Raw genomic sequence first — 9398 nt, 5'->3', positions numbered from 1 at the left:
ACACACCCCCACAACAACGAACGCCGGTCTCCGAGACAAGTCTCGGAGACCGGCATCACCGACCGCAGTCGATCAGTCGCAATTCACCAACAGCATCCGCAACTGCGGTCCGGGCCCTCGGCGTTTCCCGAGAAGCCAGGCCGCCCTACTATATGGCGAGTATGGTGGCATGTATGGCAACCAAGAAGGTCACCGTCACCCTCCCCGAGGAACTGCTGGACGAGATCCGCGCGGACAGCGCCGATCGCGGCCTCTCCGCCTACGTCGCCGAGGCCCTCCGGGCCAAGCGCGACCGCGACCGCCTGCAGGAGCTGGTCGTCTGGTTGGAGGAGGAGCACGGGCCGGTCAACGGTGACGAACGGGCTGCCGCCTACGCGGAGCTGGACGACCTCGATGCGGAGCACGACCGGCGCCGTGCGGCCCGTGGCAAGAGCCGCGGGGCGGCCGCGTGAAGAAGCCCGCCGAGGGAGTCCGGCGGCCGCGCGTCTTCGTACTGGACAGCGAGGCCCTGTCGCTCGCGGTCCGCGGCGACCGGATGATGATCGCCCGGCTCGATCTCGCAGCTCGCGGCGAGGCGGAGGTCGTCACCTCGCCGATGACCCTGGTTGAGGCGTACGACGCGCGCACCACGGAGCAGCGCTGGGACTGGGTGCTGTCACGGGTGAACGTCGCCAGGCTGGGCAAGGACGAGGCGCGACAGGCGCGCCGGCTGCTGGCGGATGCCGGCCTGCACGGGCACGAGTGCGCGATCGACGCCGTGCTCGCCGTGGTGGCACTGCGGCAGCGGGGCCAGGTGACGGTCTTCACCTCCGACCCGGAGGATCTGGAGAGGCTGCTGCCGGACCACGTCGTGGTGGTGAAGGTCTGACCTTCCGAGTCCTTCCGGACCCGCGGCCCGCACTCCGCTCAGCTCTACGGAGAGCGGTCCGGTGTCGAGGCGATCACGGATCGGCGAACACCCGTTCCGGGGAGCCGGGTCAAGGCTTCGATGTCGGCTGCACCCGCTTCACCTCGATCCACCGTCCGGGAGCGTGCCGTCCATCAAGGACGTGGACCTCGATCTCGGATGCATGATCAGGTTCAGTGACGGCCGCAAGACCGTAGTCCAGGCCCTGGGCGACTCGTTCGGCCCGGTGGACCGCCATGCCTCGCCGCGGCAGCCCAAAGACACCGATGGCTGACCGGCAGCAGCCGGCAGCGGATCGATCGAGCCGCGGGCACCAGGCGTCGTGGTCTCAGTGGGGGCCGAGGGGGCTTCAGGCGGGGAAGTCCTCCGGGCCCGCCTTGCGGGCCTCCGCCGAGCAGCGCCGAGAGCTCGTGCTTGCCCGCCCGTCGGCGGATCGCCCCCCGGCCCCTGCCTTCGGGCGGGGAGGGGCTGACCCTGCGGGCGGGTGCGGGCAGGTGCGGGCGGGTGCGGGGTGGTCAGAGGTTGTACATCCCGCGGTAGGGCTCGGCGATGCGCTCCTGTCGGGATCCGAAGTCGACCAGGACGGCGCTGTCGCCCTCGACGCCGATGACCCGGCCGAGGCCGTAGGCGTCGTGGGTGACGCGGTCGCCGACGGCGAAGTGCTTGCGGGGCGCTTCGGCCTTGGCCTTGAAGGGGCTGGTGGGCAGGTGTCGGCGAACTGCTTCAGGCTTTTTCATCCAGTCCAGTATGCGCCGTGCAGGGCCGCCGGCGCCCCTTTCTGACGGCCCGAATTCCGGATGACCGAAATGCCGGGTGTGTCGAACGGCACTCCCGGCGGGGGCGGGGGCCGGCGGGATCGGCGGGTTGCCCGGTGCGCCGTGGCACCGTGGCGGATCGGGCCAACCGGCAGGGGTGGCAAGGGCGTTGGGGTCCGGGCGGCACCGGGCCCCGGCCGGGCGGGGTGGTGGCCGCCAAGATCCGGGGCGAAATGTCCCCCCACTGCGGGCTCGGGGCTGCTACAGTCGAAGTAGTTGCGGTAGTGGTCCCCATGAACTTTGTGTGCGCCTGCGTGATGTATCGCGGGCGTATTTCTGTTTTCCGGATGTTTTTCGGGCGGGTGCTCATCACGGTGACTCGGTGCTCGTATCGTGCGGGTTCCGGAAGGTCCCTTGAAGGAGATTTTTTACATGGCTAATGGCACCGTGAAGTGGTTCAACGCGGAAAAGGGCTTCGGCTTCATCGAGCAGGAGGGTGGCGGCCCGGACGTGTTCGCCCACTACTCGAACATCAACGCCAGCGGCTTCCGCGAGCTGCTCGAGGGCCAGAAGGTCGAGTTCGACGTCACGCAGGGCCAGAAGGGCCCGCAGGCCGAGAACATTCGCCCGCTGTAGTTCCCACTGCCACGGCAACCGCCTGGCAGCGAGGGGCCCGCGCCGCGCACATGGTGCCCGGTGCGGGCCCTTCGGCTTTGTGTCGGCCCGGTGGCCGCCGCCTCCCCCGAGCCCCGAGAAGGGTCTTCCGCATGAACCGCTCCAGCCGTTCTCCGCGCCGACGCTCCGGTTCGGGGCCCGTACCCGGCGGCGGTGCGGGGTCCGCCTCCCGGCAGGAGTTCGCGGTGCCGGTGTGCACCGTGCCGGCGCTGCCCGCGGTCGGTTCGTTCGAGGAACTGGACCTGCCGGGGGAACTGCTGACGATCCTGGCGCGGCGGGGCGTCACCGCCCCCTTCCCGATCCAGGCCGCGACGCTGCCGAACTCGCTGGTCGGACGCGACGTGCTGGGACGGGGCCGCACCGGCTCCGGCAAGACGCTCGCGTTCGGCCTCGCCGTGCTGGCCCGCACCATCGGACGGCAGGCCGAACCGCGGCAGCCGCTCGCACTGGTCCTGGTGCCCACCCGTGAGCTCGCGCAGCAGGTCACCGAGGCCCTCACCCCGTACGCCCACGCGGCGCGCCTGCGGATGGCCACCGTGGTCGGCGGGGTGCCGGTGCGCCGCCAGGCGCAGGTGCTGAACCGTGGCGCGGAGGTCGTGGTGGCCACGCCCGGCCGGCTGGGGGACCTGATCGAGCGCAGGCTCTGCCGACTGGACCAGGTCGCCGTCACCGTCCTCGACGAGGCCGACCAGATGACCGACCTGGGCTTCCTGCCCGAGGTCACCGCGCTCCTGGAGCAGGTCGCCGAGGGCGGGCAGACGATGCTGTTCTCCGCCACGCTGGACCGCAACGTCGACAGCCTGGTGCGGCGCTTCCTGAAGGACCCGGTCACCCACTCGGTGGACCCCTCCGCGGGGGCGGTCGGCACGATGGAGCACCACGTGTTGCACGTGCGGAACACCGACAAGGACGCCACGATCGCGCACATCGCCTCCCGCGACGGCCGGGTGATCATGTTCACCGACACCAAGGACGGCGCGGACCGCCTGGTCCGGGCGCTGCTCACGAACGGCGTGCGGGCAGCGGCCCTGCACGGCGGCAAGTCCCAGCCGCAGCGCACCCGCACCCTGGAGCAGTTCCGCAACGGCCAGGTGGCCGCGCTCGTCGCGACCGACGTCGCCGCCCGCGGCATCCACGTCGACGGCCTCGACCTGGTCGTCAACCTGGACCCGCCCGTCGACCACAAGGACTACCTGCACCGCGGCGGACGCACCGCCCGGGCCGGCGAGTCCGGCACCGTCGTCACCCTGGTCCTCCCCAACCAGCGCCGCGGGACGGCCCGGATGATGGCCTCGGCCGGCGTCGCCCCCGTCACCACCGAGGTCCGGGCCGGCAGCGAGGACCTCGCCCGGATCACCGGCGCCCGAACCCCCACCGGCGTGCCCGTCACGATCCCCGACCCGGTCGTCGAACGGCCCCGCCGCCCCCGGCCCACCGCACGGAACCGGTTCGGCCGCCCGGGCGCTGCCGGCCGCACCCGCCAGGTCTCCGGCGGCTCGGGCGGTACCGCGTCCCGGGCGTAGGGCGTAGGGCGTGGGACCTGGAACGTGGGTCGTACGGTGAGCTGCTGCGGACGGCCGTAGGGGCAGCAGGCCGGTCGGCAACGGGCCTGCGCCTTGGGTGAGTTGGACCGACCGGCGGACGGATTCGGCGTGGTGCAGCGTCTCGGCTCCGGGCGGTGGGGCTGCTGACCGGTGCCGGGGTCCGACGTCTCGTCCGCGGTTCTTCTCCCGGCGGGCGGCGGACAGTTGACGCGGCGTCGGCAGCGGTGTCGGCGTCGGCAGCGGCAGCGGCGGGGAGTCATGCCGAACGGCCCGCACGCTGCTGGAAAAGTGCAGCGTGCGGGCCGTCCCACCGCCCGCGGGGCGGTTGCGGGTTGCTCCGCGGTCTGTGTCCCCCCGGGGGGACAGGTCCGCGGGTGCGCCCGGTCGGTCAGACGTGGCGGTGGTGGTGCCGGCCGCCGGTGACCAGTCGGTAGAGGACGAGGAGGATGACCGAGCCGGCGACGGCGGCGACCCAGGTGGAGAGGTCGAAGAAGCCGTCGATGGAGTCGACGCCGAAGAGGACCTTGCCGAGCCAACCGCCGAGCAGGCCGCCCGCGATGCCGATGAGCATCGTGATGATGATGCCGCCCGGGTCCTTGCCCGGCATCAGTGCCTTCGCGATGGCGCCCGCGATCAGTCCGATCAGTATCCAGGCGAGGATGCTCATGTGTTTCTCCCGTTCCTGCGGGTGCGGACAGTGACGGGGATCGTCTTCGCGGTGGCGGGATTTTCAAACCCGGTTCGACGGTGGAACCCGAACGGGCGGCGTCAGCCCGGGCGGTTCCAGGCCGCCATCTCCTCGCGGAAGGTCGGGCAGCCGACGATGTCCGTCCGGCTGCACCGGAGGGCGTGGGTGAGGAGTTGGTGGGCGTGGTCGAGGTCGGTCCTGCGCTGCTCGACCTCGGCGAGCTTGGCGCGGATCATCGCCTGGCGGCGCGGCTGGTCCTGCTGGAACTCCCTGATCTCGGCCAGGCTCAACCCGGCCTGCTGGAACGTGCGCAGCAGCACGATCCGCTGCACGGCCTGCGGCGGGTAGCGGCGCTGTCCGCTCCGGCGCTCGGGGGCGGGCAGCAGGTCGTGGCGCTCCCAGAAGCGGATGGCGGAGGCGGGGACGCCGGTGGCCTCGGCGAGCTGACCGATCGTCATGAGCACGTTCCACCGCTCCTTTTCCGCGTCCTCGAACGCCGTACCGGCCCCGGGTCGGCGCTTGACTTGAACCTTAGTTCAAGTCGCAGAGTGGCCGACAGGTGCGGTGGCGGCGAACGGGCCGTCACCGGAAGGACGTCGGAAGGACGCAGCAGACGATGGAAACGATGGACGCGACCGGGGCGACCGGGGCGACCGGGACGCCCGAGGCGCGGAGCCGGGCCCACCAACTCGTCGAAGCCGCGCGGCAGCTCTTCGCGGCCGGGGTGATGTCGCACTCCGGCCACGCCAACCTGAGCGCCAGGCTCGACTCCGACAGCTTCCTGCTGTCCCCGGGGTTCGTCCGCGACCTGGAACCGCACCAGTTGGCGACCGTCGGCCTCGACGGGCGGCTCCTGGCCGGTGAACTGCGCTCCGTCAGCGCCGAGATCACCACCATGCACGGCGTCGTCTACCGCGCCCGGCCGCAGGTGGGCGCGATCGTGCACACGCACTCGCCCGCCGCGACCGCCTTCGCGGTGGCGCACCGGCCGCTGCCGTGCCGCACCGAGCCGATGCTCCGCTTCGGGCAGCCCGAGGAGGTGCCGGTGGTGCCCTGGGGGCCGCGCGGGTCGGACGTGTCGGTCCGGGGCATCGTCGACGTCCTGGAGCGGCGCCCGACGACGTCCGCGGTGCTGCTGGCCAACCACGGGCTGCTGGTGTTCGGCCCGGACGCGGCGGCCGCGGCCCACCTCGTGGTGGCGATCGAGGAGAGCGCCGAGGCCGAGATCGCCGCCGCGGCGATCGGCGGGGCCGTGGACTTCCCCGCGGGCGCCCTGGAGGCGGTCCGGGCCTCGATCGCGCGGGTCGCGCCGTGACCGGCCGTACGGGACGCGCCGTGGCCGGCCGTACCTCCGCCGAGCGTTCCGAGGCCCTGCGGGAGCGCTACCGTTCGACGCTCGGGGCCGTCCCCCGCGGCGTGGAGGACCGGCTGCGGGTGGCCCTGGCGTTCGGACGGCTCCCCACCGAGGAGGCGTTCACGGCGCTGCGCGACGTCGTGCTGGCGGACAATCCGCTCGGCGGCCGGGTGCAACAGCTGGTCCACTTCGGCCAGTTGCTGGCCCTCGGCCGGGCGGAACCGGCCCGGATCCACGCCCGGGGGGCGCTCCACGCGGGCGCCGCGGTCACCGACCTGATCGGGGTCGCCGAGACCGCGCTCATCACCTCGGGCACGCCGGCCTACGCGCTCGGCCTGGAGATCGTCGTCGAGCTCCTCCCGGACGACCACGACCACGACCGGGCCGACTGACCGTCGGCTGACTGCCGACCGGGGTGCGGGGCCGGGTGCCTTCGGTGGTCAGGCGTCCGTCCGCCGGGTCGGGGCGTGCGATCCGTTCATCGGGCCCGCGCAGCGGGTCGCGGGCCGCGGGGCAGGTGATCGCCGCGGCGTACGATGCGCGGCGTGGAGGGAGAACGGGGGCGGGACGTCGGGCCGCGCGTGGTGCGGGTGCTGGTGGTCGCGGTGGTTGCCGCACTGGCCTCGGCACACCTGTTGAAGGGGCTCGGGCGGGTGCCCGCGGAGCCGGTGGCGGGGGTGGCGGTGGTGGCCGGATGCCTCGCCCTGGTGGCGTTGCAGTCGCGGCACCACCGGGACCACCCCGGTTGGGCGGGCTGGACCGCCGTGGAGCTGGTGGTCGCCCTCCTGTTGGTCGGTCCGCTCGGCGTGTCGGTCGGGCTGCTGTGCCTGCCCACCGCCTCTCTGCTGCTGGAACGCCGACTGCTGCCACTGCTCCTGCTGATCGCCGGGGCGGGGCTGATCGAGACGGTCCGGGGCACGGGTCCGCGGGACGCCGTCGACCTGCTGCTGACGATCGCGCTCGGCGGCGCCATGCTGTACGCCGTCATCACGCTCGCCCGGTTGGCGGACCGCGTCCGGGCCGCCCGGCTCGCCCTCGCCGCGTCCGCGGTCACCGACGAACGGCTGCGGATCGCGTCGGGGCTGGTCGGCGCCCTGGATGCGGGGCTGGCCGGGATCAGCGATCTGGCGGCGCGCCGGAACACTTCGGTGCCGGACGAACAGACCCCGCCAGCACACCACCACACTTCGCTGCTGGACGAACTGATCTCGTCCGCACGCCGGACCCTGGCCGCCGCCCGGGCCACCGCCGCCAAGTTGCGCAGCCTCTCGTTGGCCCCGGAGGCGGCGAGTGCCCGGGCGCTACTGGCATCGGCGGGTGTCGCGGCGGATCTGCGGATCGGGCACCGCGAGCCGCTCGGCCCGGCTGGGACGGTGCTGGCGACGGTGCTGCGTGAGGCGGTCACCGCGGTGGTGCGGGTCGGGGACGCACGGCGGTGCGAGGTGGCGACCGAGGAGCGGGCCGGGCGGGTGGTGCTGCGGGTGGTGAGCGACGGCGTGCCGACGGCGGCGCTCGGTGCGGATCTGCTGGACGGTCTGGCGGAGCGGGTCCGGGCGGTCGGGGGCCGGTTGACGGCGGGCCTGGAGGCGGACGGGCGCTTCGCCGTGGAGGCGTCGGTGGCCGCGACGCCCGCTCCGCCGCCCGTGGACCCGCCCGAGTTGCGGACCGCGCTCGGCCTGTACTGGTTCCTGCTCACCGTGTTCTGCCTCCGGGTGCTGATGTTCGTCCCGCCGTCGCAACTCGCCCTCGGTGTGGTGTGCACGGCGGTGTTCTGCACCTTCCAGGCCCGTTTCTCGATCCTGGACGCGACCCGGTACGCCCGCCCGGCCCTGCTGGCCTCGACGGTGCTGGCCCTGCTGCCGCTGCCGTGGCTGGGCCGGAACTGGATCGGCGCGGCCGGGATCCTGGCCGGTTCGCTGCTGTTCGCGCTGCCGCTGCGGGCGGGTGCAACGGCGGCCGGCGCGGTGGCGGTGGCCGCCGGGGTGATCGGCGGAGCGGTCGGCGGGGACGGATTCTGGTCGGTGCTGCTGACCACCGTCAGCGCGCTGGTCACCTGCACGGTGGTGTACGCGGTGCTGCGGCTGGTCCGGCTGGTGCGGGAGCTGCAGCAGGCCACGGCCGGGCTGGCCCGTGCCGGGGTGGTCGCCGAACGCCTGCGCGCCGCACGGGACTTGCACGACCTGCTGGGGCACGGCCTGGCCGCGATCCTGCTGAAGGCCGAGCTGGCCCGGCGGCTGGTGGAAGCCGATCCGCCACGCTGCCGGGCCGAGTTGGCGGACATCGGGCGGCTGGCCGAACGCGGGCGTGCCGAACTCGGCGCACTGGCGGGCGACGGCCCCCGGCTGATGTTCGGCAGCGAACTGGCTTCGGCGGCAGCGGTGTTGGAGGCGGCCGCGATCACGGTGGAGCTGGAGGAGGAGCCGGTGCCGCCCGAGACGGGGGCGGTGCTGGGTGTGGTGCTGCGCGAGGCGGTCACCAACGTGCTGCGGCACAGCCGGGCCGAGCACGTCCGGATCGCCGTCTCGACGGCCGCCGGGACGGCCCGCCTGGAGGTGGAGAACGACGGCGTCCCGGAGGGCGTCACCGCGCCCGGGTCCGGGATCGGCGGCCTGTCGGTCCGGCTCGCCGAGGCGGGCGGCACCCTGACGGCCGGTCCGGACGACGGCTGGTACCTGCTGCGGGCCGAAGTGCCGCTCCGCACCGAAGCACCGCTGCACGCCGGGGCCCCACTGCACACCAAAGCCCCGCTGCCCGCCGGGACCCCGCTGCACTGACCCGGGCTGACCCGGGCGGGACGGGGCGGGACGGGGCCGGTCAGAGCCAGCCCGCGTCCCGGGCGATCCGTACCGCGTCCGTCCGGTTGCGGGCGTTCAGCTTGCCGACGACGGCGGTCAGCACGTTGCGCACCGTGCCGGTGGACAGGTGCAGCCGGGCGGCGATCTCGGGCGGTTCGGCGCCCTCGGCCAGTTCCCGCAGGACGTCGTTCTCGCGCGGGGTGAGCGGATTGTCCGCCAGGTCCCAGGCGGCGACGGCCAGCGCGGGGTCCAACACCCGCCCGCCAGAGCCGACTTGGCGGATGGCGGCGAGCAGGTCGGCGGGCGGGGCGGTCTTCAGCAGGAAGCCGTCGACCTTGGCGTCCAGGGCCCTGCGCAGCAGCCCGGGGCGGCCGAGCGAGGTCAGCATCAGCGTGCGGCAGTCCGGGAGTCGCTGCTTCAGCGCGGCGGCGGCCTGCAGACCGTCCAGTCGTCCGGGCATCTCGATGTCCAGCACCGCAACGTCCGGCCGGAAGACCATCGCCCGCGGGACGACGTCGTCGGCCGAGTCGGCCTCCGCCACGACCTCCAGGTCGGGCTCCAGTCCGAGCAGGGCCACCAGGGCGCCGCGCACCACGTGTTGGTCCTCGGCCAGCAGGAGTCTGATCATGTCCCGACCCTACCCGTGACGAGGTCACGGGTAGCGCGTGTTCCCGTCCCTG

At 73.4% G+C, this 9398-nt stretch carries 12 protein-coding genes; 8 read left to right on the top strand and 4 right to left on the bottom strand.

What is annotated here, in order from left to right; translation table 11 throughout:
* Positions 1–173 precede the first annotated feature (173 nt).
* From OO57_RS31575 to OO57_RS44295, 3 genes are all read left to right on the top strand, one after another.
* Positions 174–452, top strand: coding sequence for a hypothetical protein (locus OO57_RS31575; RefSeq protein WP_033256158.1), 279 nt, complete (start codon positions 174–176; stop codon positions 450–452).
* Positions 449–868: a hypothetical protein gene (locus tag OO57_RS31570; RefSeq protein WP_033256157.1), complete on the top strand. Its 420-nt coding sequence runs from the start codon at positions 449–451 to the stop codon at positions 866–868. Before OO57_RS31575 ends, OO57_RS31570 begins: the two co-directional genes overlap by 4 nt.
* 163 nt (positions 869–1031) lie before the next feature.
* Entirely contained in the window at positions 1032–1181 is a 150-nt protein-coding gene (locus OO57_RS44295; protein ID WP_158715295.1) for a hypothetical protein, read from the top strand.
* Between the two features lie 241 nt (positions 1182–1422).
* Here OO57_RS44295 and OO57_RS31565 read toward each other — a convergent pair whose 3' ends face one another.
* The gene (locus tag OO57_RS31565) at positions 1423–1644 is read right to left on the bottom strand and encodes a hypothetical protein (protein WP_033256156.1); all 222 of its coding nucleotides are present in this window, start codon (positions 1642–1644) and stop codon (positions 1423–1425) included.
* A 450-nt stretch (positions 1645–2094) separates the two neighbouring features.
* Here OO57_RS31565 and OO57_RS31560 point away from each other — a divergent pair, with 450 nt between their 5' ends.
* Both OO57_RS31560 and OO57_RS31555 read left to right on the top strand, forming a co-directional pair.
* The gene (locus tag OO57_RS31560) at positions 2095–2298 is read left to right on the top strand and encodes a cold-shock protein (protein WP_030916923.1); all 204 of its coding nucleotides are present in this window, start codon (positions 2095–2097) and stop codon (positions 2296–2298) included.
* A 131-nt stretch (positions 2299–2429) separates the two neighbouring features.
* Positions 2430–3860: a DEAD/DEAH box helicase gene (locus tag OO57_RS31555; RefSeq protein WP_033256155.1), complete on the top strand. Its 1431-nt coding sequence runs from the start codon at positions 2430–2432 to the stop codon at positions 3858–3860.
* A gap of 409 nt (positions 3861–4269) precedes the next feature.
* Here the strand turns inward: OO57_RS31555 and OO57_RS31550 are convergent, their stop codons facing one another.
* Both OO57_RS31550 and OO57_RS31545 read right to left on the bottom strand, forming a co-directional pair.
* Positions 4270–4548 carry a GlsB/YeaQ/YmgE family stress response membrane protein gene (locus tag OO57_RS31550; protein WP_033256154.1) on the bottom strand — a complete coding sequence of 93 codons (279 nt, stop codon included), beginning with the start codon at positions 4546–4548 and terminating at the stop codon, positions 4270–4272.
* 101 nt (positions 4549–4649) lie between these two features.
* Complete coding sequence (locus OO57_RS31545; protein ID WP_033256153.1) at positions 4650–5027, bottom strand: MerR family transcriptional regulator; 378 nt, start codon at positions 5025–5027, stop codon at positions 4650–4652.
* Positions 5028–5194: 167 nt separating this feature from the next.
* Between OO57_RS31545 and OO57_RS31540 the strand changes: the two genes are divergently transcribed.
* From OO57_RS31540 to OO57_RS31530, 3 genes are all read left to right on the top strand, one after another.
* Entirely contained in the window at positions 5195–5884 is a 690-nt protein-coding gene (locus OO57_RS31540) for a class II aldolase/adducin family protein (protein WP_033256152.1), read from the top strand.
* A 20-nt stretch (positions 5885–5904) separates the two neighbouring features.
* A complete protein-coding gene (locus OO57_RS31535) occupies positions 5905–6315 on the top strand; it encodes a carboxymuconolactone decarboxylase family protein (protein ID WP_033256151.1) in 411 nt (136 codons plus the stop codon).
* 153 nt (positions 6316–6468) lie between these two features.
* Positions 6469–8697, top strand: a complete 2229-nt coding sequence (locus OO57_RS31530) for a histidine kinase (RefSeq protein ID WP_158715294.1) — start codon at positions 6469–6471, stop codon at positions 8695–8697.
* A 40-nt stretch (positions 8698–8737) separates the two neighbouring features.
* Here the strand turns inward: OO57_RS31530 and OO57_RS31525 are convergent, their stop codons facing one another.
* Positions 8738–9346: a response regulator transcription factor gene (locus tag OO57_RS31525; RefSeq protein WP_033256150.1), complete on the bottom strand. Its 609-nt coding sequence runs from the start codon at positions 9344–9346 to the stop codon at positions 8738–8740.
* Positions 9347–9398 lie beyond the last annotated feature (52 nt).

The sequence above is a fragment of the Kitasatospora phosalacinea genome (assembly GCF_000717185.1).
Classification (GTDB): Bacteria; Actinomycetota; Actinomycetes; order Streptomycetales; family Streptomycetaceae; genus Kitasatospora; species Kitasatospora phosalacinea_A.
The sequence above is the reverse complement of the archived record's forward strand: the minus strand, read 5'-3'. Positions and strand labels throughout refer to the sequence as shown.

Bases quoted from the DNA above. Each gene is read 5' to 3' on its own strand.
- OO57_RS31540 (WP_033256152.1), top strand. From the start codon at position 5,195: ATGGACGCGACCGGGGCGACCGGGGCGACCGGGACGCCCGAGGCGCGG.
- OO57_RS31575 (WP_033256158.1), top strand. From the start codon at position 174: ATGGCAACCAAGAAGGTCACCGTCACCCTCCCCGAGGAACTGCTGGAC.
- OO57_RS31550 (WP_033256154.1), bottom strand. From the start codon at position 4,548: ATGAGCATCCTCGCCTGGATACTGATCGGACTGATCGCGGGCGCCATC.
- OO57_RS31560 (WP_030916923.1), top strand. From the start codon at position 2,095: ATGGCTAATGGCACCGTGAAGTGGTTCAACGCGGAAAAGGGCTTCGGC.
- OO57_RS31525 (WP_033256150.1), bottom strand. From the start codon at position 9,346: ATGATCAGACTCCTGCTGGCCGAGGACCAACACGTGGTGCGCGGCGCC.
- OO57_RS31555 (WP_033256155.1), top strand. From the start codon at position 2,430: ATGAACCGCTCCAGCCGTTCTCCGCGCCGACGCTCCGGTTCGGGGCCC.
- OO57_RS31565 (WP_033256156.1), bottom strand. From the start codon at position 1,644: ATGAAAAAGCCTGAAGCAGTTCGCCGACACCTGCCCACCAGCCCCTTC.
- OO57_RS31545 (WP_033256153.1), bottom strand. From the start codon at position 5,027: ATGACGATCGGTCAGCTCGCCGAGGCCACCGGCGTCCCCGCCTCCGCC.